We start from the raw sequence: 23491 nt of genomic DNA, 5'->3' as shown, positions 1-23491 counted from the left end.
TATGCCGGAGAAAAAAATTTTAAAAGAAAGAGAAGAGGAAACGAAAAACGGCCCGCAGGTGCCTGAGTGCTTTGGTCATCTGGTTTTCGACGGTCTTTTCTGAAATAGCCATGGCAGCGGCAATCTCCTTGTTGGAGAGACCATCTTCCCGGCTCAGCTGATACACCAGGCGGCACCGTTCCGGCAAGCCTGCGGTGGAATGATACAGCTGCTCCTGTAAAACTTTGAGGTTGTATTGTTCTTCTACCGGGGAGATACTCATGCTGTCCGGCTCAAAACCAGCCATCCTGGCCCGTTGCCGGTGATGGCGCGCCATTACGGAATATACCTGGAACTTCACGGCGGCTGCCAGGAAAGATTTAAGGGAACGTTCTATGGTGATTTCGAGCCGGCGTTTCCACAGGTCGGCAAATACATCCTGCACAATTTCTTCCGCATCTGCCAGGCTGTTCAGTTTATTGGCCGCTACGGCAAATAACAGTTTACAGTAGCGGTGATAGATCTCATTAAATGCCGTCTCATCGCTGTCTTGCAGCAATGGCAATAACGCTTCATCGGTGTAAGTCCGGTATAACGACATGATTGATAAAATGGTGGCTCTTCATTTAAAGATAAAAAAATTACCATTCCACCAGGGAAAATTTTAGCAACCGGGAAATCAATATATTTGAGACAGCTGTTTAAATGCTGCGCTATGAAATACGCTTTGTATGCCACCTTGATGGTAACGCTCCTGTATACCTATACCACATCGCCCCAACTACCTTCCCATATATTCCGGGGACGGATACTTACCAGTCCCACTGCTCCGTGGGAGCCAGGGCATATTATATTCCCGCTGACACAGGATTCGATTCCGCTGGAAGAAACTGATAAGATTACTGTCGATGTAGCATCACCTCAACACCGGGTATTTTATATTTGTTACATTACCGGACAAAAAAGCCGGGTATATCGTTTTCCCGAAGGCACGGTAACGGATACACTGGTTACCATACAAATACCCGATACTTCGTTTTATGAACCATTTGCAGCGAAAAAAACATGCCCGGTCTGTTTATCCCGTAAAAATGTGATCCCGGTGTTGTACGGTTTTCCCAGCCCGAAAATGTTCCGTGACGCCGATGCGGGTAAGATTGCCCTGGGAGGCTGTGTTATCGGCGATTATCACCCCACCCGTTACTGTAAAAAAGATCACCTTGAATTTTAAAGATCCCGCAACCATCACCCTTCCCTGAACTGCGTAGGCGTAATACCTGCCTGGGCTTTAAAGAAATTGGAGAAATAGGCATGGTCTACAAATCCCAGTTCGAAGGCTATTTCTTTAATGGAGAGGTCTGTTGTCTGAAGCAGCCGTTTGGCTTCCAGTAGTACCCGGTGTTGTATCAGTTTGGTAGCAGATACATGAAGATGATTTTTACAAAGAATATTCAGGTAGTTGGCGGAGATATGCAGTTTGGCGGCGTAAAAACCGACGCCTTTTTCCTGCTTGTAAAATTTATCTATCAGCATATTGAACTGCGCCAGCCGGGGATTAGACTGGAGCACTTTCAGATCTGTAAAAATATTCTCTGCTTCTTTGCTCACAATGGCCGCGATCACGGCGGCCCTGGCGCTCATGATTTCCTGTACGGAGTTGGGCGCATTCAATTCATCCCGGATGGCATCAAATTCATACTTTACCAGTTTGAAGTTATCATTGCTGAGTTGGATCACCGGATGGTTCATGTAATTCGAAAAAGAAAACCGGAAAAAAGGAGCGAAGCGTTCAAAAAAGTTTTGTTGTATCATCAGCTGGTAACCGGTGGTATTGGGCTTGATGCTCCAGGTGTGTACCTGTCCGGGGAACAGTACATGCACTTGTTTATTACCGATGGGGTAATCGTGGAAATCGATCGTATGTACTCCTTTGGCTGATTCAAACAGGTTGATGATAAAAAAATCATGCTTATGCGGCCTGGCGATATGCCGTTCACCATGCAGTTCATTAAAGAGGAATTCCTCTCTGCCGGCCAGCTGGCCCTGCCTGAATTCATGGATACCTAAAACCGGTATGTAGCTCGTTTCGTCATAAGTCTTCATATCAGCAAGTTAAGGACAGGGAATTTACGATAAAAAAATGGATGAGCCCCGCCAGGGGGCAGGAACTCATCCATGTTGATTTAATCAGTTTGAGCGGTTACTTTTTAGGTTCCGCGTGTTTGGTTGGCGTATGTATAATGTCGAAGAATACCGTTTTGTCGTTGCTGTTAGGGTAAATACGGTAGGTAAACTCCTGCTGTGTCAACACTGTGATGTCTACCACGCGGGTGAACAAAACCTTGCCTTCAGCATCTTTTGCCACGATGGTACGTGTTTTCCCATCCGCGGAAACGGACCAGTCACCGTGCATTTTCGGAGAATCGTCCAGGTTGAACATGGTGAAAGTACCATCTGCTTTGAAATAGGCAAAGCCCACGAAGTTAACTACGTTGGCATCGGTCAGTACCACGTTTTCACCTTTGTTGTTTTTGGCGTTGGTAGTTTCCCAGGATACACTGGCCAGCGTTTCGCCAGGTGTCAGTGATTTGGGTTCGGGATCTTTGTCTTTTTTACAGCTAAAGAAAAAGGCGCTACATACAGCGAGTACAAGTACTGCGGTTACTTTTTTCAGATTCTTCATAAAATGAATTTTTTAAGCACTACAAAGGTATTTGCCTCTGGTTGCAACCCTTTGCGGTTTTCATTACAATGCTTGAAGGATTTATAACGGATGGATACGCCGTGATTATCAGAATACAATATGACCTTTATGTACCAGTGACTTTACCGGTGAAACCCTGGCTACTACTTCCGCGGAGCAGGAGGCTTCCACAAATACCAGGTCGGCATCGTTACCGGCTTTGGGCCATTGCTGGTTGCCTTTATCATCCAGCGGCAGTACATACCGGGTAGCGAAAGCCAGTGTCCTGGAAAGCGCCCACTCGGAGCTGTAACCATACAAACCGGCGATGAGCCTGGCTTTCTGCAGCATATGGCCCGGACCGAAAGTGTTCCAGTGGTCCTGGATATTATCATTGCCTATGAGCACTTCCACGCCATGCTTTCTCAGCAGGGGAATAGGCATAATAGTATTACCAAAAGGCACGGAGGACACAATACCTACACCGGCTTCGGCCAGCCTGGCTGCTATATGCTCCGTTTCCGGCTGGCTAAGGTGAGCCAGGGCGAAAGCATGACTCACAAAGGTTTTGCCACGCAGACCGGGGTTTTCTTTGGCTTTGTTGATCAGGTATTCAATAGTTTTGATACCGCTTTCACCTCTTTCATGCAGATGAAGATCGATCCCCTTGTTATGATCGATGGCCAGCTGCGTCAGCAGGTCCATCGGCTTTTCGATGCTGCCGTCGATAGAATAAGGGTCGACACCGCCAATAAAATCGATGTTCATTTTAACCACTTCTTTCATCAGGGGCGCGGTGTCGGTATAAAACACGCCATGCTGGGGAAAGGCCACCAGCTCGGCGCCAACGGTCTTTTCCTTGTTTTTCAGCGCTCTTTCCAGGTGTTTTAAGGAGTCGAACCCGGAGGTAGGGTCCACATTAAAATGTGAACGGATATAGTGGGTACCATTGGACTGTAGGAAGTCAATCAGTTTTTCTGCCCGTTCCACGGAGGTTTTCAGCCATTCGGGAATCATTTTCTGCTCATAGGCGATCTGGTCCCTGACCGTTTTTCTGTTGGGAGAAACAGCCTGCCAGGGCAAACCAAAAAGCATTTTGTCCAAATGGGCGTGCATATCCTTAAAGGCGGGCAGCATCAGCCGGCCTTTGGCATCAATGGCGTCTTTATGAGGATCGTTGGGGGTGATGGCCTTGATCTTACTACCTTCGGTTTCCACACAGAAAAGTGCGGTCTTCGTCTTTACAACTTCATCCCCATCATACTCAAAACCCGTTTCCAGCAATACATTCTTAAATGTATGGCGGCTGTCGTTTGTTATTTTATCCATTTGTTCCATTTTTTGTGCTAAAGATTACTACAGCAAAGTACGCGGTTAATATCTCCGCAACTTTGTGTGATCTATACGGATGCTTGAAAGATTTATCATTACCGGTGGATTATTGATAAATCTTTCAAGGCATGTCATGAATCCTTCACAAAAGAAGCGCCACGGAAAGTTACTTTTGTAAAAAATGACAGGGACTATGAAGAAAACGGAAATATCCCGCAAGGAATTTATAAGAATGTCGGGCCTCGGACTGGCAGGCGTGGCTTTTGCCTCCGGCTTACCGGGATCTGCGGAAGCATTTGCCGGCGAAACAGGCAATAAAGGCGGGAAAAACTACCTGTTGAAAAACGTGCGGCTGGAAACAGGGTTTGTATACGAAGAAGGGGAGGTAGTACACACAAAAACCGAATTGTGCTGCGTAGCCATCAAAGACGGAAAAATCAACGGCATTTCCGCCAATAAACCGGATGCGGCCAACGCCATCGACGCTAAAGGCTGGCTGATGCTGCCCGCCTTTAAGGACATGCACATCCACCTCGATAAAACATTCTATGGCGGCCCCTGGCAGGCCACCAGGAGAGGGCCGGGCGGCGTGAAAGGCATGATTGCCCTGGAACAGAAAATCCTTCCGGAGATGCTGAAAACATCTACCCACCGGGCGGAAAAGCTGATAGAACTGCTGCAGTCCAAAGGGACCAACTTCGCCAGAAGTCATGTTAATATCGAACCTACTTCAAAATTACAATCGCTCAATAACCTGCTCAAAGCGCTGGAGAATAAAAAGAACGGCTTCGGTGCCGAACTGGTGGCATTCCCGCAGCACGGCGTATTCTATACGGATTCGGTACCCTATCTGAAAGAAGCGGCGAAAATGGACATCGATTTTATCGGCGGGGTCGATCCCTATTCCATCGACGGAGCTATCGAAAAAACAATGGACTTCACGGTGCAACTGGCGCTGGACAATAAAAAAGGCATCGATATACACCTGCATGAATCAGGCGAGTCGGGCATCAAAACAATCGAATACCTGATAAAAAAGGTGAACGAAAATCCGTCCCTGAAAAATAAAACTTACATCAGTCACTGTTTTGCGCTGGCAAGAGTGGACAAGGTAAAACAGGAGCAACTGGCGGAACAGCTGGGTGCTGCGGGCATCGGGATCGTTTCCACTATTCCGTTCGGCGGGCTTGTGATGCCTATACCTACGCTATATAAACACAACGTCACAGTGCTGACCGGCAACGACAGTATCATTGACCACTGGAGCACGTTCGGCTCCGGCAGCGTATTGGAAAAAGCTAATACCATGGCCCAGCTGTATGGTTACTCCTCGGAGTTTCTGCTGTCACGAAGCCTGAAACTGGCTACGGGCAATATACTCCCGCTGGATGATAAAGGCGTGCAACAGTGGCCTAAAGCCGGCGATGCAGCGGATATGGTGCTGATAGATGCCAGCTGTTCTGCGGAGGCGGTGTCCAGGATTTCACCGGTAAGATCGCTGATCAACAAAGGAAACATAGTATATTAAATAGAGGGTTTTGCTGATGAGTAAGGCGGGAAAGTATTTTCCCGCCTTTGTTTTGTTCCGTCTTTTCTATACATTTATTCCTGTAGATGTCTATACAAGCTGTCCATAACGAAGCATTGCTGCTGGCCGCCGCGGCGAAGGGAGATGAAAAAGCCTTCGCAGCATTGTTTCATGCCTACTACAATCAACTGGGCGAATTTGTATACCGGATAGTAGATTCCCGCGACCTCGCCGCCGATATTGTACAGGATGTGTTTACCAAAATATGGTTGATGCGGGGCGAACTGCCGCTGTTGGACAGCTTTACCGGCTATTTGTTTGTACTTACCCGTAACTATACCTACAACTGCCTGAAAAAAATAGCCCGCGACCGCAGACGGGAAGAACTATATGCGGAGATGACCATACGGACGATGCCGGGGCCCGTAGACAACGAATACCTTTCGCTGTTGGAAAGAGCTGTAGCGCAATTGCCGGCGCAACAACAACAGGTGTATATGTTAAGCCGCCTAAAAGGATTGAAACATAAGGAAATTGCCGCCTTGCTGGGTCTCTCCACCGAAACGGTGCGCAAATATGCCAAGCTGGCCATCCGTTCTGTTACCCGTTTTATGCGAGCGCATGCCGCCGTACTATTACTGCTCACGCTGAAGAACCACTCCTGAAAAATTTTTTGGAAAAAATTTTCCCCCTGATGGACCCTTTTTGACGGTCGGCGTTGTCTATATCCTGAACGCAAACCTGACCACTATGTCAAATGAACGACTGGTATGGCTCTTTAAGCGCCATCTTGATAAATTGACCACTCCTGAAGAGGAGCAGGAATTATTTCGTTTGATTGACCTGCCGGAAAACGAACCGGTGATACGCCAGGTAATGCAGGAGGCCTGGAACGAATTTAGTCCCCAGCACCCGCCGTTTACACCCGCTGAGGGAGACCGGATGCTCCGCAATATCACCCGTGAACGGCGCCGCTCCGGCTGGACCAACGGGAGGATATGGATCGCTGCCGCTTCTGTAACGGTGCTTATCGCTGTCGCCGCTATAATGTTTCACCGCACCCAACCGGTTACCATATCACCCATTACACAAGTGGCGCCGACGGTCCAGGATGTAGCGCCAGGCAGTAACAAGGCGGTATTGACCCTGGCAGACGGTTCCACCGTTACGCTCGACAGCACCGGGCAGCAAGTGATCCGGCAAGGCGGCGTAGCTATCCGTCAACAAGGCGGGCGGTTACAATATGATAACGCTGCTACCACCGGTGCCCCGGCCTATAATGTATTAGCCACGCCCCGGGGCGGCCAGTTTCGTATAACCCTGCCCGATGGTACGGGCGTATGGTTGAATGCTGCTTCTTCCCTGCGTTACCCGACAGCCTTTACAGGCACGGACCGGACGGTGGAACTGGATGGCGAGGCCTATTTTGAAGTGGCAGCAGACCGCCGCCTGTTTCATGTAAAAGCCCGTGGCATGGAGGTGACCGTATTCGGTACCCGTTTTAATATAATGGCCTATGCAGATGAACAGCTGGTGAAAACCACGCTGGTAGAAGGTAAGGTAAAAGTCGCCGGTAAAACAACAGCCAATATCCTGGAACCAGGGCAACAGGCCCGCCTGGCACCTGGTGGTGAATTGTCTGTGGTACCCGTAAATACCGCCGATGAACTGGCCTGGAAAAATGGCTGGTTTGTATTCCAGGACGCAGATATCGCCACCGTGATGCGGCAATTGAGCCGCTGGTATAATGTAGAAGTAAGTTACGAGGGACCAGTGAGTAAAGAGCTGTTCTCCGGAAAAATCGGCCGCACGCTGACGCTTTCCCAGGTGCTGCAAGGACTGGCACAATCAAACGTGCATTCCCGTATGGAAGAAGGCAAACGCATTATTATATTACCCTGATCAATAAACGTAAAACCAAAACAGATATGTAGAAAGGCTTTCCGGATAAAAACCGGGCCCTGTGACAGCAGGACCCGGCAGAACGTCTGGATAAGCTAACAACGGATCGTTCCGGACCAATTATTATTTACCCAAACATCGTAAAAGTATGAAAATTATTATTCGCAGTAAGCGGGTAAGAGAGATTCCGCGTGCTGTAAACCAACTATTCCGTGTTATGAAGCTAACCACTGCTTTATTGACTATCGTACTCCTACAGGCAAGCGCCACGGGCGTCGCACAACATGTTACCTATACGGGGAGGCGTATCAGCCTCGAAAAGATCTTCCATGTAATGGAACAACAAACCGGCTATGTGTTCTTTTACAAGAACCAGGATATCGCCGGTACCCCGCCATTGACGGTCGATTGGCGGCAAACACCCTTAAAGGATGCCCTGGAAGAGTGTTTGAAAACACCGTCGCTCCGCTTTAACATCCAGGGGAATACCATTTTTATTACCCCTGCGCCTGTCACACCGGTACAACCCGAACAGGCAAAAGACCTGCAAGGTACCATTACCGATGAAAAAGGCGAACCCCTGATTGGTGCTACCGTACGGGTAAAAGGTACCGATAAGGCCGCCCTTACCAACGACAAAGGCGCGTTCCTGATCCGTAATACCGACCCGGGCGCCGTGTTGCAGGTATCTTTTATCGGTTATGAACCGCAGGAAGTACCGGTAACCAAACAAACGGGTATTCATATTATCATGAAAACCGCCAATAAGTCACTGAGCGATGTGGTGGTGATCGGTTATGGCCAGGTGAAACGCGAAAACCTGACAGGCGCTGTTTCTTCTGTTAAAGCCGCTGCTTTTGCAGACCGTGCGGTGGCGTCTCCGGAAGAAGCGCTGGCAGGACAGGTAGCCGGTGTACAGGTGATGCAGCAAACCGGTCTGCCTGGTGCTTCGCTTAATCTCAAGATCCGTGGTACCAATACCATCACTGCCGGCGCTACGCCCCTGTATGTGGTAGATGGTGTGCCGATGGATGATATCCGCGATTTGAACCCTACCGATATCGCTTCGCTGGATGTGTTGAAAGACGCCGCTTCCGCCGCCATTTACGGTGCACGCGGTGGTAATGGTGTGGTGATGATCACCACCAAAAAAGGGAAAAAAGGTAAACCGGTAGCCAGCCTGAGTATGTATACCGGTTTCCAGAAAGCCGATAAAATGACGGATGTGATGGATGGTCCGGGTTATATAGCGTACCAGACATGGTCCAGGAACGAGGACTGGCGCCGCCGTGGAGGCGATCTCAACGCACCTATGTCATCACGTCCGGCCGACCTCCAGGTACCCGACGCATGGAAAGATCCTGCTTCCCTGCCAAATAACAACTGGCAGGAGATCATCTTCCACAATGCGCCCATGCAAAGTTACCAGGTCGGTATCCAGGGCGGCGGCGATATCGGGACTTTCTCCTTATCCGCCGGATACCTCGATCAGCAAGGAATTATGCGGTATTCCGGTTATAAAAGAATCAATTTCCGTTTGAATACGGCTTTTAATCTCGGTAAACAACTGCGTGCCGGACTCAATGTGGTGCCTTCTTTCTCTACACAAAATGATCCGGAAACACAAGGTAAGGAAAGTGTGATCCATCACGCACAGAATACACCGCCTATTATGCCGCTGCAGTCCAACACACAGGACTGGGGCTTTGCTGCAGGACTGCCTACCTACGTCAATGTACTGGAAAGACTCAAAGAAGTAAAACGTACCAATAAAGCGCTGAACCTCCTGAACGACGCCTTTGTAGAATGGCTGCCGGCGAAAGGCTGGACGGTCCGTTCTCAATTCAGTTATGCGTTCAGAAACCAGCAGGTTAATTTTTTCCATCCTTATAATGTAAACGGTGGTTTGCCGGCAAACGGGAACTCTACTAACCTGAATGCATATACGCTGAACTGGCAGAATACCATCACCTACGAAACCACCATCCGGGACATTCACCAGTTAAATGTGCTGGCGGGGCAAAGTATTGCCAGCTGGACATCCTACAACCTGAACGCTGCCGGTACCGGCTATCCCAACGATCTGATAGGCGTGGTAGACGTAGCTTCCCAGAAAACAGGCGGCGCCAACATCGGGGACCCTACCCGGATGGCTTCTTTCTTTGGAAGGGTGCAATACGGGCTGATGGACAAATACCTGTTGGAAGCCACCCTGCGTAAAGACGGCTCTTCCCGGTTTGGTAAAAACAACCGCTGGGGCATGTTCCCTTCTGCCTCTGTTGGCTGGAAGATAGACAGGGAAGCCTTTCTGCAGGATGTTAGCTGGCTGTCGCTCCTGAAGCTGCGCGCTTCCTGGGGTAAAGCAGGCAACGACCGTATCGGCGCATTCGACTACCTGCAGAAGTTAAATCCCTTCAACTACGTACTGGGTAATAACGTTGTGAGCGGACTTTCGCCTGCCAATTTCGGTAATGAGTCGCTGGGCTGGGAAACAACCATCTCCAAAGACCTGGGACTGGACGCTTCTTTCCTGCAAAACCGCTTTCAGTTCAGCTTCGACTATTATCATAATAACACAAAAGACATGTTGCTGAATGTGCCCATTCCTTTCCTTACCGGTTTTTCCGTTGTGCGGGAAAACATCGGGGAAGTAGTGAACCGTGGCTGGGAAATACAGCTGGTGGCTAATCACATCAGTAAGCCCAACCTGAAATGGAGCACTACTTTTAATATATCCCGGAACCAGAACGAAGTGCTGCGCATGGGTCCCGGCAATGCGCCGCTCATATTGCAGGCCTGGGGACAGGATGCCTATGTAACAAAAGTAGGTTCACCGATCGGCAGCTATTGGATGTATAAAACAGATGGTATACTGACAGACAAAGACTTTGATGCCAGCGGCAAAGCACTGGTGCCCATTGCACCCGGACAGGAGCGAGGTAATATCCGTATCAGGGATATCAGCGGGCCTAATGGCGTACCGGATGGCAAGATCGATGCCTATGATAAAACCATCTGCGGAAACAACCTGCCGGATTTTGTATGGGGCATTACCAATACTATCAGCTACAAAGGATTTGATCTCAATGTGGTGCTGCAAGGCTCACAGGGCGGCAGCGTATTTTTCCTGGGTACCCGTCACATGGATGCAGGCTCTGGTAACAGTAATATGTTTTCACGCTGGCTGCATGCCTGGAAACCGGAATACGCCGAAGGACAAAACCCGGTGCCGGCAGGCGTAGATATGTCATGGGATGGCAAAACACCTTATCCGAAAGGCAATAATCCCGGTTATAACGATACCTGGTTGTATGATATGACGTTTGTGCGTATCCGTAGTATTACGCTGGGTTACAATTTTCAACCGGCATTGCTGCGCCGTGCAGGCATCAGCAGGGCCAGGGTATATGTCATGGGAGATAATTTATACACCTGGAGCCGTTACCCCGGCTATACGCCGGAAGCCACCACCACAGAAGGCGGCGTCACCTCCAACCTCACCACCATGCCGGGTACCGACTATGGCACCTATCCTTTGTCACGCCGCTATAACATCGGCATCGATCTGTCATTCTAAAAATGATTAAAACAAAAGAGATGAACACACTGATCAGATATACACTTTGTACAACACTGCTCCTCGGCGCCGGTACTTTCGCCGGGTGCAATAAATACCTGGACATACTACCGGAATCACAGTATACTGCCGGCACCGCTAAAACAGAAACAGAATTTAAACTGGCGGTACTGGGCGCCTACGGTACCTTACGCAATGTTTACACAGACTATGTGCCCGAAAACCTGGAATGCCACAGCGACGACGCCAATGCAGACAATCCCGGTAACCAGATGGCCTTTGCCCAGTTCACCCTGGATGCGGCGCATGTAGACCTGAACTACTTCTGGCAACGTTTTTTTGTTACTATTAATAACTGTAACACGGTACTGACTCAGATAGACCAGGCTAACTTCAACGAACAAATGAAAAAAGCGATCAAGGGAGAAGCGCTGTTCATCCGGGGATTCTGCTATTTTCAGCTGGGCTGGCAGTTTGGCGGAGTGCCGCTGATTGACAAAACCATGTCTGTAGAAGAGGTAAGGAAAGTGAAGCGTAGTACGCAGGACGGTACATTGGATTTCGCGGCCAATGATTTAAAAACGGCTGTTGACCTGTTGCCGGAAGCCTGGGGTACTGCCGATCTGGGAAGGGCCACCCGGTATGCGGCAAAAGGGGTGCTGGCAAAATTACACCTGTTCAGGAAGAAGTATACCGACGCCCGTCCATTATTGGAAGACATCCTGCAGTCGGGTAAATACCAGCTGTACCCTAATTTTAAAGATGCTTTTACAGATGCCAATAACAACGGGCCGGAACATATCTTCCAGCTGCAACATAAATCCGGTACTGGTATGGGGCAAGGGAATGCGCTGATTTATTCCTATGTGCCGCAGGATATTCTCAGTCCTATGTTCCCCAATGGAGGCCGTTCTACCTGGCCGCACCTGAGCCGGGAGCTGTACGAAATCTACGAAGCCGGTGATGTACGGCGGGATATCACCATACAAAAGGGGTACCGCACCACCTCACAATTGCTGGATACCGCTTCCATTATGTTCGTGAAGTTTGCCTGGGGTACTATTCCGCTGAGCAAGGAAGATTATGCGGTGAATAAACCCATCTTACGCCTGGCCGATGTAAAACTGATGTATGCCGAAGTGTTGAATGAACTCGGGTATGCCGCTGGAGGAGAGGCTTTCAAACAATTAAACGATATCCGGGTGAGGGCTCACGTAAATGCCTATACGGCTACCGACCTGCCCGGTCAGGCCGCTTTCCGGGACGCCTTATTCCTGGAAAGAAGGCGGGAACTGGCCGGAGAATTTAACCGCTGGTTTGATATTGTGCGGCAGGGTGCCGATAAAGCGGTGGCTATTATGAATGCGCATTTCAGCCGCGCTGATCAGGGAAGCGGACGGTATTCCATGAAACCTTATATGGTTGTATTTCCGATTCCACAATATGAACTCAATACAAACCCCGACAAGAACGTGATCTGGCAAAACGATGGTTATTGATCCGGTAAACGTAAATAACCGGCAGACGATCTATGTCTGCCGGTTACTTGTACAAGATATGGCTGTTTATTGTTGCTGATAATGCGCGGCCCAGTTATCCATGTATTTTTCCAGTACCTGCAGCGGCATGTCGCCGTAAGCCAGCAGGGCGTCGTGGAAGGCGCGCAGACTGAAATTCGCCCCCAGCTGTGCAGCCAGTTTGTCCCGCAGCGCTTTTATGCGTATCTCACCGGTTTTGTAGGATAATGCCTGTCCAGGCATGGCCATATAACGTTCCACCTCCGCCGTAGCGATGGCTTTGCTCACCGATTCATTCTCCATCATATAGGCGATGGCTTCTTCCCGGGTCATTTTACCGGTATGGATGGCTACGTCCAGCACCAGCCGGATAGCACGGTGGATCTCATTGTTGAGCGCTCCCATTTTCTGATAAGGCTCCGTATAACAACCCAGTTTCTCTCCCAGTGACTCCACATACAATGCCCAGCCTTCAAAATAGGCGCTGAAAAAGGGCTGCCGCCGGAAAGCCGGAATGTCCTTGTTTTCCTGCTGTAAGGCAATCTGAAAGTGATGCCCCGGTATACCTTCATGGATAAACGTTGCTTCCATACCGTAAAAGGTCACATTCACCTTAGTGGCATCGGGTACCGGCACGTATAAGATAGCAGCGCGTTTCTCCAGGATATTTCCTTTGATATAAAAAGGCCCTCCGCTGGCCGCTTCCCGGTATGCCTCCAACCGCCGTACTTCCATGGGCGTTTGTGGTTGATGACTAAATAACGCCGGTATATGCGGTAACACCTTCTTATAAATGGCCCTGTAAGCATCCAGCACCTCCTCCGGCGTTTTAAAAGGCATCAGGCTGGGGTTGGTCTTCAGGTAGGTGAAAAACTCCGTTAAATTGCCGCTAAAGCCTGTTTGTTTTTTTATCTGTTCCATCGCTGCCCGGATACGGGCAACTTCCGTCAGCCCGGTCTGGTATATTTGTTCCGGGGTGAGATCGGTGGTTGTAAAATAACGGACATAATAATCGTAAATCCGGTCTCCGCCAGGCACGGCATACAGACCGGCCTTGTCCTGTGCTGCGGGAAGATAACGTTCCTGCAGGTAGGTGGCCAGTTTGGCGTAGGCAGGACGCATCTTTGCTGTAATCACCCGGTGATATAACAGGGTGAGTCTTTGTTTATCTTTTTTCGTAAAAGATGCCGGGAATTTGGAAAGTGGTTTATAGAAGATGTTCTTGCTGGTATCTTTTTCTGCCAGGGCTTCCATCTGTGGAATCATCAGCTTCACCAGCGTTTTGGGTAATACTACACCGGCCTGTATGCCTTTGTTGAAATTGGCGATACAGGTATCCGTCCACTCCATGAAGGCGGTCATGCGTTTGGCCCAGTTTTCATAATCCTTTACTGTATTAAAGGGTTGATCTCCATCGCCGGAGCCAAAAGAAGCCAGTTCCAGCGGCGTGGAAACAAACTGGTTCATGGGTAGGTATTCCAGATGGAGAGATTGCGCCTCCAGGGCTGCCTGTAACATGTATACGAGTACATCACAGGAAATCCGGTCACCGGCATTCAATACTGTGTTGTCAAATTTTTGCAGCGCCCGCAGGTATTTTTGGTAGAAGATTTTACTGGCGGCCAGGTAGGGCGCTCCGCCGTCAATGGCCAGGCGGTCGTCGTACTGGTGGAAACCGGCTGTAGTGGCTTCGGAAGGGAAGAATTGCATCCGCTCTTCAGCATAATCATCAAAGAGCTGGTGCAGTTGTTGGTTATTTCCCTGTGCCTGAGTACTGATCGTGTAAAACAGTGTTGCCGGTATCAGCAGGGTTTTCATCAATCCTTTCATCATCGTTTATATTTCTTTTATCATCCATATAGTACAGCCAAAGTGAACGGCATGGCCTAACGGAGCGGGTAAATAATTAAATCCCATTTTTTCGTATAACGGTATGGCCTGTTCCAGCTGTGGTAGTGTTTCCAGGTATACATGGCTGTATCCATAGGAACGCGCGGATTGCAGGCATTGTGCGATCAGCTGTTTTCCCAGACCCAGTCCCCTGGCTTCGGGCAACAGGTATAACTTCACCAGTTCACAATGCCCGGGCGGTAGTCCGGGTACCGGGAAGATGCCGGCGCCGCCGGCTACTTTGCCCTTCACTTCTGCGATCCAGTAGGCCGCACCAGGGATGGTGAAAGAACGATACAGTTCATAAAGATTCTTGTCAAAATAGGCGGTGCCAGGTATATCGGCTTTAAATTCCTTTAATACCTGTTGTATGATCGCGCCCAATTGTTGGTTGTCGCGTTCTTGCAGCGGCCGGATGTTGCTGGTGACTGTCATGCCACAAAACTACCCAACCGTCAGGAGGTAAAATTGTACGGGATTAACCTTTTGTCAGATCTTTCTGTATTGATTGGGAAGCATACCGGTAATACGCCGGAAGGTTTTGGTGAAATGTGCCTGGTCGGTAAACCCGCATTCATAGGCAATATCGGTGAGGGAAGTAGTGGCTGTTTTGATAAGGGAGATAGCCCGCTCGACTTTTATTTTCCGGAGATATTCCCCTGCCGAACAACCAAAATAACGGGAGAAGTAACGGGAAATGGTGACCGGGTGAAGATCCAGCTCGGCGGCCAGGAAGGGGAGTGATAACGGGGTATCCCAGTGGTCGTGCATGATATCCCTGATTTTCCCCGTCCATTCCGGGAAGCAGCGGAAATCCTGCTGGGAGGGAGCAATCAGGTCTATACATAGCTGATCCATCGCTATCGCAGACGCGCTATCATTCAGGTAATGTTCTTTCATGATCCGGACAAGACCGCTGGTATTGAAGGGGAACCTGTCATCAAACATCATGGAGGGCGGCGGATGTGACAAGCCAAAGGTTGCAAAGAAATCGTTGTTCAACTCGATATTAAATATACGCGTATCCGGTAGATAATCCACATTCTGATGTGCCACACCAGGATGATAATACAGACCGGTACCGGCAAGCTGCCGCTCTGTACCGCCTTTCCTAACCTCTTTACTGCCTCCTTCCAGGATATGGGAGAAGTGTGGGTTTACATGGAAATGCCAGTCAGACGCCTGGTTGGGTGCAAAAGTGGTCTCACTGGTGATGATCGCGCCAAAAGCGCGTTCTTTCACCTTGGTACCTACATAGGTGCCTTCTGCGAGCTGAACCGGAACTGAACCTGACATAAACCTGTTTATCGTCTCACAAAATAATAGAAGTAAGGGAAAATGCAAACAGCTGGTTTTATGAGTCGTTAGATTAGGTATATTTACGTATATCCCTTTACGCTATATGAATAGACTGATGTTTGCAGATTCGTCTTTAATATTAACATGCATCATGGTAGTCGCACTGGTGGCTTTTTTGGTCCTGCTCATACTGGGAAAACAGCAGGTAGTATCCCTGGACCTGACGGATACACAGGTGGAAATAATATTCCGGCGGCTCTTCAGGCGGTATATTATACGGGTAAATATTGCAGATACCGTGCTGTTACTAACGGAGCATGAACAGGTAAGCAGGAAATCTGTTTTTGTGGATGATTTATATTATGTGCTGCACATTGTTACCAATGGTAAAACCGAGGCGTTTGTAAGTACCAGGGGAATGTTTACGTTAACCATGCTCCGGACTTTTATGCAGGATTTTACAGCCGCTAAGGCTAAGTTGTGAACTTCAGATATTCGCCTGTTTCGACTGCCGGTACTGCCGTGGCGACATTCCCATCGTTTTGGTAAAAAGCCGGGAAAAATAAAAGGGGTCTTCAATACCCAGCTGCAAGCCTATTTCATTGATCCGCAGATCAGTGAATTGCAGGTACTGACAAGCCTTCTGTATTTTCATGTGGTTAAAATAATCAATAGGAGAGAAGCCCGTTTTTTTCTTGAAGAGGGCGGAGTAATGACTGGGAGAGATATTGGTCCGCCGTGCCAGCATTTCCAGTGTCAGCGCGCTGTCCAGGTGTTCCTGCATATACTCGATGGAACTCTCCGGGAAGTTGTCCTGTTTTTCCGGCAGGGCAGAGGTGAACTTATCACTGAAAAGAAAAGAGAGTAAATATTGCAGAAACAGGATGTTGACATAGCTCAGGTTCTCATAGCTATAACCCTTTTCCAGGTGAGAATACAGCTGGTTGAATAAATGCGTACGTGCTTCTGCGTAGTCTATGCTGTATTTACAGGAACCGTTCCGGTTAATGATCTGCTGGATAATTTCTTCCGCCTGTGGGCCTTTAAAGTGACACCAGTAGATACTCCAGGGATGCTCTTCGTCACTGCCATAATAATGTGGCTGACCAGCCGGTATCACAAAAAAATCACCGGCACTGATAGGGTGTATTTTAGATTGAATGGACGTCACACCTTTACCGTCCACACAATAGATGAGGATGTTCTCATCTGCACCCCTGGCCCTTCTGCGGAAATGAAAACGTGCATTAGGATAATAACCGATATCGGTAATATACGCCCCGCTGATCATCGGGTTAGCCTTACAAAATTTTGCCTGCACCATTCCGGGAATGATGATCGCCTTTTGCCCGTCGAATCCATCGCGTTTGTAAGTCATGCGCACTGGTTTAGGAAGACAATAATAATATAATCCATGTAATCAACAAAAATATCCATAGGCGTGCATGGAAACTATGCCTAATTTCATATCGATTCCGCGATTTTAATCATTTTATCAATCACCCACGTCATGAAAAAACTGCACTACATTGCTGTATTGGCAGGCGTCAGCGCCATGTTTGGCCTGGCCTGCAGCAAATCGGCCATCGACCGGGCACTGACCGATATAGATAAACCGGATAAGCAGCAGACAGGTATCGCTGCCAACATTGAAACCGGCGGTAAAATTACCCTGGACCTGAATAATCCCCGCCAAACCATAGATCTGCTCGGCGCCGGCTGTTACTTTTACAGCGGACATATCGTGAACGGTATCACCAACTACAATACGGCAGCCAACTGGCTTTGGCAGGACCTGGGCGTAAACGTTTTCCGTATTGTGTTGCGGGCAGGTGGAGTGGAAGATGTGAATGATAACACCGATCCCAATGTGACCGACTTCAGCAAATTTAATTTTTCGGTCAACTCCAACCTGGTAGACCAGATCACGGCGGTGAAGAAAGCAAGGTTACTCAACCCCGGCATCAAAATATGGGCAATCATCCTATCACCGCCTAAATTCCTGAAAACAAATAACGATGTCAATCACGGCGGTACCCTGAATACCAGTGTCAGCAATGCTTATGCGGAATTCGGGGAACATATATACGCGCACCTGCAACACCTGAAAGATAACGGACTGCAGGTGGACTATCTGAGCCTGATGAATGAGCCGGATCAGAATGCAGATAATACCGGTTATGAATCCGCCACCTTCACGCCATCGGTGGCGCAGGCGGTGTATAACCAAACTGGTAGCTGGTTAAAAACCAAATTACCTGCCGCCGGTGTGGTGATGCCTCAGCTTACTGCGCCTGATTGTATTGATGTAACACATACCGTCAACTACGCGAGCCTGCTGAATCCCTACATCGATAAATTTACTACCCATCAGTACGGGGGGAGTTCTGCCGCTAATTTTACAGCAGCTTCCAATCTTGCCGGCAATAAAGGACTTTATATGACCGAATGGCATACCGGTTTTGGTAGTACAGCGCCGGATGAACTGGTCTCCGCGCTCGACCTGGTCAACAAATTCCACGATGCCTTCCGTGGTGGCGCCAGGGGCTGGCTCTACTTTGAATGGGGCAATCCGGAGTCCAACTTCGGCGGTCTCCTGTATACGCCATGGGGCCAGGATGCCGTGAGAAAAAAGAATTACTATAGCTACAAACAGTTTACGGATTCGTTGCTGCGTAAACGTTATATCCCCACTACACTGGATAGCATCGTTAACTTCGGTGCGGATAATGTGACAGCTTTCATGGATAATAACCGGGGGATGGTGAACGTGGTCAACTGGAATACCTATGCACAAAACCGGGTGCGTATCAACTTCGGCAGGAATATCTCCTCGATCCGTATTTACCGCACCAGCGCTACGGAAAACCAGGCCCTGGTATGGACACAGGACAATGTGAATCTGAATTATTACCTGGTGGAATTTCCGGGAAAATCGTTTACTACTATACAAGTGATATGGCAGTGAGCATAAGATAATCTATGTTTTACTGTATATTGTCCATGGCGCTATGCCGGATCAATCAGTAGCTTTACATTACAACCAATCATCCACGTCTGAAGAATGAAACAAGACAACAATGCTTACAATGCCGGCTATATTCTGGGCATATCTTTTATTTCCGCGCTGGGCGGCTATCTGTTTGGATTTGACTTTGCCGTGATTTCAGGGGCCTTGCCTTTCCTGCGGGAGCAGTTTGTATTGTCTACATTGGGAGAAGGATTTCTCACCGGTTCGCTGGCGTTGGGTTGTATTGTTGGTTGTTTGCTCGCAGGCTGGATGGCGGATCGCTACGGGCGAAGGCCGGGCCTCGTGGTGGCGGCATTGACGTTTTTCCTGTCATCGCTGGGTATGGCCGCTGCTACAGGGTTCACCATTTTCGTGGGTATGCGTTTTTGTGCCGGTATCGGTGTGGGCATGGCTTCTATGTTAAGTCCGCTGTATATAGCGGAAGTATCGCCAACGGCTATACGGGGGAGAAATGTGGCCATTAACCAGCTGACCATTGTACTCGGTATTTTGATCACCAATGTGGTGAATTATTTCCTGGCAGATAAAGGACCGGATGCCTGGCGCTGGATGTTTGGGCTGGGGGCGGTACCGTCGCTCCTGTTTTTACTGGGCGTACTGTTCCTGCCGGAAAGCCCGCGCTGGCTCCTGCAGGCCGGCCGTCAGGCAGCTGCCCAAAAGACGCTGCTGAAAATCGGCGGGCCTGCTTTTGCCGCTACTGTGGAAGAAAATGTGAAGGCCACGGTGAGAAATGCGCCTGCGCCCTCCTACAGGGATGTATTTGGAAAAGCGGTGAGGCCTGCGGTGCTCGTCGGTATTACACTGGCGGTGTTTCAGCAGTTCTGTGGTATTAACGTAGTCTTCAACTATACTTCAACCATTTTCGCTTCTATCGGCGCTGACGTCAACCGGCAGCTGTTGGAGACCATCGGCATCGGCATGGTGAATACGGTGTTTACGCTGGTGGCTATGGCGCAGGTAGATAAGATAGGACGCCGTCCGCTGATGCTGATGGGCTCTCTTGGCTTGTGTGTAGTATACGTGGTGCTGGCAGTATTGCTGAGCGCTAAAGCTGCCGCCGGTTGGATTTCCCTGCTCGTATTGCTGGCTATCGCCATGTATGCCAGTTCCCTGGCTCCGGTTACCTGGGTGCTGATATCGGAAATATTCCCCAACAGCGTGAGGGGGAAAGCATCTTCCATCGCAATTGTAAGCCTTTGGGGCGCCTACTTTATATTGGTCTTTACCTTCCCGTTACTGGCAGAGCGCCTGGGCGCCTATGGGCCTTTTTATCTCTATGCCGGCATTTGCCTGCTGGGCTTCCTGTTTATCCGTGCCAAAGTAAAAGAAACCAAAGGCCAGACACTCGAAGAGCTGGAACAACGGTTAACCATACACTAATTGCATATTAAAAAGATAGCTGATGAAAGTAGCAACCTGGAAGGAGATTGTTATGATACCTACCTATGCGGTAGGGGAGCCGGAAAAAAATCCCATGTTCTTTGAAAAACGGGTGTATCAGGGCAGCAGCGGGGTAGTATATCCCAACCCGGTGATTGAAAAAATTCATGATGAGAAGCAGGATAAGCCTTATGTGGCTTTGTTTATAGAGAACCGTTACCTGAAGATCATGATACTGCCGGAACTGGGCGGCCGTATACAAATGGCCTATGATAAACTGAAACAACGGCATTTTATTTATTATAACCAGGTGATCAAACCGGCACTGGTAGGGCTGTGCGGTCCCTGGATTTCAGGCGGTATCGAGTTCAACTGGCCACAGCACCACCGGCCTTCTACGTTTGAACCGGTAGATTACCATATCACGGAACAACCTGATGGCAGTAAAACAATTTGGGTAAGCGAGGTAGAGGCTATGTTTCAAACCAAAGGCATGGCGGGCTTCACGTTGTATGAAGATAAAGCCTACCTGGAAATAGATGTCAAACTGTTTAACCGTACGCACCTGCCGCAGACCTTTCTCTGGTGGGCCAATCCGGCGGTGAAGGTAAACGATCACTACCAGTCGGTGTTTCCACCGGATGTACATGCGGTATTTGACCACGGTAAAAGAGATGTGTCGACCTTCCCGATTGCGAAAGGCGTGTACTATAAAGTCGACTATGCACCAGGGACCGATATTTCCCGGTATAAAAACATTCCGGTACCAACTTCATATATGGCCGTCAATTCGGCGTATGACTTTGTAGGTGGCTACGAACATGATACCGGCGCAGGTGTACTGCATGTGGCAGATCATCATGTGTCGCCAGGTAAAAAACAATGGACCTGGGGTAACAGCGACTTCGGCCTGGCATGGGATAAAAACCTGACAGACACCGACGGTCCTTATATTGAGCTGATGACCGGTGTTTATACCGATAACCAGCCAGACTTTACCTGGCTGATGCCTTTTGAAGAAAAAACGTTCAAACAATATTTCCTGCCCTACCGGGAACTGGGGCTTGTAAGCAACGCTTCTAAAGATTTGTTGCTGCGCGCTGCGGTAGCGGACTGCCAATTGCAGGTGCAGCTGTTTGCTACCAGTCTGCAGGAAGGACTAACGATACAAGCCAGTGCCGAAGGAACAATTATCTGGCGTGAAACCGCTACGGTATCTCCCGAAACAATATTTACCGCCACAGCACCCTGGCCGGCCGGTGTGGCCGGCACCGCACTGGAGATCAGCATAGCAGGTAGCAGTGGACAGGAGCTGCTGCATTTCAGCGCAGCGGTATCTGCGGAGGAAAAACCAGTACCCGAACCGGCAGCCCCGGCTAAACTGCCTGCGGAAATAGCGCAGAATGAACAGCTGTTCCTTACGGGGCAACACCTGGAACAATACCGCCACGCAACCTATAGCCCGGTACCTTATTATGAAGAGGCGCTGCGCCGTGATGCCGGTGATGTACGCTGTAATAACGCACTGGGCCTATGGTACCTGCGAAGAGGACAGTTTGCCCAAAGTGAACCATATTTCCGCCGGGCTATTACCACGATCACCCAACGGAACCCTAATCCTTATGATGGGGAGCCTTATTATAACCTGGGCCTCTGCCTGTATTACCAGGAGCGCTACGAAGCGGCTTACGATGCCTTCTTCAAAGCAGCATGGAGCAGCGCCTGGCAGGATGCGGCTTATTATTTCATTGCCCAGCTGGACATCCTGCAGGGCAAACCAGCCCGCGCTTTGTCACACATTAACTGGGCTATCGATCGTAACGCCCGTAACGGCCGCGCCTATACGGTAAAGTGCCAGGCGCTGCGGCAGCTGGGGCGTATGAAAGAAACCTTTTCCACGGCGGAATACGCGCTGCAGCGGGATGCTTTCAACCTCAGCGCCCTTTATGAGCTGTACCTGAGTTACCAGGAAACAGGTCATACAGAAAAAGCAGCTACCACGCTCACGGCTATACGGGAACGGAGCAGGGAGCATGCCGGCAACCTGATTGCCTACGCGCTGGATTATATGGGCATGGGGCTGTATGCGCATGCAGCGGCGCTGATCAGCCTGGCCTCGGCAACACAATTACAACTACCATTAACACAATACTACCTGGGATATTGTCACCATAAAGCGGGTGAAGCCACAAAGGCGGCGGATCATTTCCGGCGCGCTGCCGCTGCTGAGGCAGGGCATCACTTCCCCAACAGGCTGCAGGATATCGCGGTACTGCAAACGGCTATCCGGTTAAATGAACAGGACGCGAAGGCGCATTATTTCCTGGGTAACCTGTTCTACGATAAAAAACAATACGAACTGGCAATAGACCACTGGCTGTCGGCTGCCGCGAAAGACGCGGCTTTCCCAACAGTACAACGCAACCTGGGCATTGCTTTCTTTAATAAACGCCAGGACCCGGCCGCAGCACGGACTTATCTCGAAACGGCCTTCCGTCTGAACCAGCAGGATGCGCGGGTACTCATGGAACTGGACCAGCTGTACAAGCGGCTCAATGTGCCGCCAGCCACCCGCCTGGAACTGCTGACTACACACCGGTCCGTCGCACGCGAAAGAGATGACCTGTACCTGGAAATAGCGGCCCTGCATAATTTCCTGGGTCATCACGATACCGCCTATACGCTGTTGCAGCAACGGAAGTTTCATCCCTGGGAAGGGGGAGAAGGAAAGGTATCCGGTCAGTATGTACTGAGCCTGGTGGAACTGGCTAAACAAGCTATCCGCGAAGGCCAGCCGGCAGAGGCGCTGGTTTACCTGGAAAAAGCACAACAGTACCCCGACAACCTCGGCGAAGGTAAACTGTTCGGCGCCCGGGAAAATGACATCTTCTACTGGATGGGTGTAGCCCATCAACAGGCGGGTAACGAAACACAAGCCAAAGCCTGTTGGAACACCGCAGCCGAAGGCAATGCGGAGCCTGGCGCAGCGATCTACTACAACGACCAGCAGCCGGATAAGATCTTCTACCAGGGCCTCGCCTGCAAGGCAGCCGGGCAGGAAGCCGCCGCCACCGCCATTTTTGAGAAACTGCTGGCTTACGGTCAGGCTCATGAAAACGACGAAATACGGATCGACTATTTCGCTGTTTCCCTGCCCAACCTGCTCATCTTCGATGATGACCTGAGCCTGCGCAACAAAATACATTGCAAATATCTGTTGGGGTTAGGATACCTGGGATTGGAACAATATGATAAAAGCGCATCCTGCCTGCAGGAAGTATTAGCGCTCGATAGTATGCATACCGGCGCCCAGGTTCATCTTCAGCTCATACAATATACCCTTTCTTCCACGTTTGTTGCACCTAAACCATAG

General features: G+C 49.7%; 18 protein-coding genes. 10 read left to right on the top strand and 8 right to left on the bottom strand.

Annotation, left to right across the window (positions count from 1 at the left end; translation table 11 throughout):
• Positions 1-19 precede the first annotated feature (19 nt).
• On the bottom strand, positions 20-580 hold the full coding sequence (locus tag ICL07_RS01185) for an RNA polymerase sigma-70 factor (RefSeq protein ID WP_188086121.1): 561 nt from the start codon (positions 578-580) through the stop codon (positions 20-22).
• 114 nt (positions 581-694) lie between these two features.
• On the opposite strand from ICL07_RS01185, the gene ICL07_RS32240 reads away from it, so the two are divergent.
• The gene (locus tag ICL07_RS32240; RefSeq protein ID WP_223151720.1) at positions 695-1210 is read left to right on the top strand and encodes a hypothetical protein; all 516 of its coding nucleotides are present in this window, start codon (positions 695-697) and stop codon (positions 1208-1210) included.
• Positions 1211-1224: 14 nt separating this feature from the next.
• Here ICL07_RS32240 and ICL07_RS01175 read toward each other — a convergent pair whose 3' ends face one another.
• From ICL07_RS01175 to ICL07_RS01165, 3 genes are all read right to left on the bottom strand, one after another.
• On the bottom strand, positions 1225-2082 hold the full coding sequence (locus ICL07_RS01175; RefSeq protein WP_188086120.1) for an AraC family transcriptional regulator: 858 nt from the start codon (positions 2080-2082) through the stop codon (positions 1225-1227).
• A 97-nt stretch (positions 2083-2179) separates the two neighbouring features.
• Positions 2180-2662 carry a DUF4822 domain-containing protein gene (locus ICL07_RS01170; RefSeq protein ID WP_188086119.1) on the bottom strand — a complete coding sequence of 161 codons (483 nt, stop codon included), beginning with the start codon at positions 2660-2662 and terminating at the stop codon, positions 2180-2182.
• 108 nt (positions 2663-2770) lie between these two features.
• The gene (locus ICL07_RS01165) at positions 2771-3991 is read right to left on the bottom strand and encodes an amidohydrolase (RefSeq protein WP_246484954.1); all 1221 of its coding nucleotides are present in this window, start codon (positions 3989-3991) and stop codon (positions 2771-2773) included.
• A 196-nt stretch (positions 3992-4187) separates the two neighbouring features.
• On the opposite strand from ICL07_RS01165, the gene ICL07_RS01160 reads away from it, so the two are divergent.
• The 5 genes from ICL07_RS01160 (at position 4188) to ICL07_RS01140 (ending at position 12500) form a co-directional block, all read left to right on the top strand.
• A complete protein-coding gene (locus ICL07_RS01160; protein ID WP_188086117.1) occupies positions 4188-5522 on the top strand; it encodes an amidohydrolase in 1335 nt (444 codons plus the stop codon).
• Between the two features lie 86 nt (positions 5523-5608).
• Positions 5609-6187, top strand: coding sequence for a sigma-70 family RNA polymerase sigma factor (locus ICL07_RS01155; RefSeq protein WP_188086116.1), 579 nt, complete (start codon positions 5609-5611; stop codon positions 6185-6187).
• 85 nt (positions 6188-6272) lie between these two features.
• Positions 6273-7424 (top strand): FecR family protein, encoded by a 1152-nt coding sequence (locus tag ICL07_RS01150; RefSeq protein ID WP_188086115.1) that lies wholly within the window; start codon positions 6273-6275, stop codon positions 7422-7424.
• A gap of 217 nt (positions 7425-7641) precedes the next feature.
• Complete coding sequence (locus ICL07_RS01145) at positions 7642-11001, top strand: TonB-dependent receptor (RefSeq protein WP_188086114.1); 3360 nt, start codon at positions 7642-7644, stop codon at positions 10999-11001.
• A gap of 20 nt (positions 11002-11021) precedes the next feature.
• A complete protein-coding gene (locus ICL07_RS01140) occupies positions 11022-12500 on the top strand; it encodes a RagB/SusD family nutrient uptake outer membrane protein (RefSeq protein ID WP_188086113.1) in 1479 nt (492 codons plus the stop codon).
• A gap of 66 nt (positions 12501-12566) precedes the next feature.
• Here the strand turns inward: ICL07_RS01140 and ICL07_RS01135 are convergent, their stop codons facing one another.
• The 3 genes from ICL07_RS01135 to ICL07_RS01125 are packed head-to-tail and all read right to left on the bottom strand — an operon-like array spanning position 12567 to position 15704.
• On the bottom strand, positions 12567-14351 hold the full coding sequence (locus ICL07_RS01135; protein WP_223151719.1) for a DUF885 domain-containing protein: 1785 nt from the start codon (positions 14349-14351) through the stop codon (positions 12567-12569).
• Positions 14352-14354: 3 nt separating this feature from the next.
• Positions 14355-14843, bottom strand: coding sequence for a GNAT family N-acetyltransferase (locus ICL07_RS01130; protein WP_188086112.1), 489 nt, complete (start codon positions 14841-14843; stop codon positions 14355-14357).
• Positions 14844-14897: 54 nt separating this feature from the next.
• Positions 14898-15704, bottom strand: a complete 807-nt coding sequence (locus ICL07_RS01125) for a helix-turn-helix domain-containing protein (RefSeq protein WP_188086111.1) — start codon at positions 15702-15704, stop codon at positions 14898-14900.
• A 154-nt stretch (positions 15705-15858) separates the two neighbouring features.
• Between ICL07_RS01125 and ICL07_RS01120 the strand changes: the two genes are divergently transcribed.
• Complete coding sequence (locus ICL07_RS01120; protein ID WP_188086110.1) at positions 15859-16191, top strand: hypothetical protein; 333 nt, start codon at positions 15859-15861, stop codon at positions 16189-16191.
• 3 nt (positions 16192-16194) lie between these two features.
• On the opposite strand, the gene ICL07_RS01115 is transcribed toward ICL07_RS01120, so the two are convergent.
• On the bottom strand, positions 16195-17085 hold the full coding sequence (locus ICL07_RS01115; protein ID WP_188086109.1) for an AraC family transcriptional regulator: 891 nt from the start codon (positions 17083-17085) through the stop codon (positions 16195-16197).
• 132 nt (positions 17086-17217) lie between these two features.
• On the opposite strand from ICL07_RS01115, the gene ICL07_RS01110 reads away from it, so the two are divergent.
• The 3 genes from ICL07_RS01110 (at position 17218) to ICL07_RS01100 (ending at position 23491) form a co-directional block, all read left to right on the top strand.
• Positions 17218-18675 carry a glycoside hydrolase gene (locus ICL07_RS01110; RefSeq protein ID WP_188086108.1) on the top strand — a complete coding sequence of 486 codons (1458 nt, stop codon included), beginning with the start codon at positions 17218-17220 and terminating at the stop codon, positions 18673-18675.
• 96 nt (positions 18676-18771) lie between these two features.
• Positions 18772-20118 carry a sugar porter family MFS transporter gene (locus ICL07_RS01105; RefSeq protein ID WP_188086107.1) on the top strand — a complete coding sequence of 449 codons (1347 nt, stop codon included), beginning with the start codon at positions 18772-18774 and terminating at the stop codon, positions 20116-20118.
• 22 nt (positions 20119-20140) lie between these two features.
• Entirely contained in the window at positions 20141-23491 is a 3351-nt protein-coding gene (locus tag ICL07_RS01100; RefSeq protein ID WP_188086106.1) for a tetratricopeptide repeat protein, read from the top strand.

Origin of the sequence: Chitinophaga qingshengii, from assembly GCF_014529935.1 — a bacterium.
GTDB classification, from domain to species: domain Bacteria; phylum Bacteroidota; class Bacteroidia; order Chitinophagales; family Chitinophagaceae; genus Chitinophaga; species Chitinophaga qingshengii.
The sequence above is the reverse complement of the archived record's forward strand: the minus strand, read 5'-3'. Positions and strand labels throughout refer to the sequence as shown.

Coding starts and splice junctions, on each gene's coding strand:
- ICL07_RS01185 (WP_188086121.1), bottom strand. CDS start 580: ATGTCGTTATACCGGACTTACACCGATGAAGCGTTATTGCCATTGCTG.
- ICL07_RS32240 (WP_223151720.1), top strand. CDS start 695: ATGAAATACGCTTTGTATGCCACCTTGATGGTAACGCTCCTGTATACC.
- ICL07_RS01175 (WP_188086120.1), bottom strand. CDS start 2,082: ATGAAGACTTATGACGAAACGAGCTACATACCGGTTTTAGGTATCCAT.
- ICL07_RS01170 (WP_188086119.1), bottom strand. CDS start 2,662: ATGAAGAATCTGAAAAAAGTAACCGCAGTACTTGTACTCGCTGTATGT.
- ICL07_RS01165 (WP_246484954.1), bottom strand. CDS start 3,991: ATGGATAAAATAACAAACGACAGCCGCCATACATTTAAGAATGTATTG.
- ICL07_RS01160 (WP_188086117.1), top strand. CDS start 4,188: ATGAAGAAAACGGAAATATCCCGCAAGGAATTTATAAGAATGTCGGGC.
- ICL07_RS01155 (WP_188086116.1), top strand. CDS start 5,609: ATGTCTATACAAGCTGTCCATAACGAAGCATTGCTGCTGGCCGCCGCG.
- ICL07_RS01150 (WP_188086115.1), top strand. CDS start 6,273: ATGTCAAATGAACGACTGGTATGGCTCTTTAAGCGCCATCTTGATAAA.
- ICL07_RS01145 (WP_188086114.1), top strand. CDS start 7,642: ATGAAGCTAACCACTGCTTTATTGACTATCGTACTCCTACAGGCAAGC.
- ICL07_RS01140 (WP_188086113.1), top strand. CDS start 11,022: ATGAACACACTGATCAGATATACACTTTGTACAACACTGCTCCTCGGC.
- ICL07_RS01135 (WP_223151719.1), bottom strand. CDS start 14,351: ATGATGAAAGGATTGATGAAAACCCTGCTGATACCGGCAACACTGTTT.
- ICL07_RS01130 (WP_188086112.1), bottom strand. CDS start 14,843: ATGACAGTCACCAGCAACATCCGGCCGCTGCAAGAACGCGACAACCAA.
- ICL07_RS01125 (WP_188086111.1), bottom strand. CDS start 15,704: ATGTCAGGTTCAGTTCCGGTTCAGCTCGCAGAAGGCACCTATGTAGGT.
- ICL07_RS01120 (WP_188086110.1), top strand. CDS start 15,859: ATGGTAGTCGCACTGGTGGCTTTTTTGGTCCTGCTCATACTGGGAAAA.
- ICL07_RS01115 (WP_188086109.1), bottom strand. CDS start 17,085: ATGACTTACAAACGCGATGGATTCGACGGGCAAAAGGCGATCATCATT.
- ICL07_RS01110 (WP_188086108.1), top strand. CDS start 17,218: ATGAAAAAACTGCACTACATTGCTGTATTGGCAGGCGTCAGCGCCATG.
- ICL07_RS01105 (WP_188086107.1), top strand. CDS start 18,772: ATGAAACAAGACAACAATGCTTACAATGCCGGCTATATTCTGGGCATA.
- ICL07_RS01100 (WP_188086106.1), top strand. CDS start 20,141: ATGAAAGTAGCAACCTGGAAGGAGATTGTTATGATACCTACCTATGCG.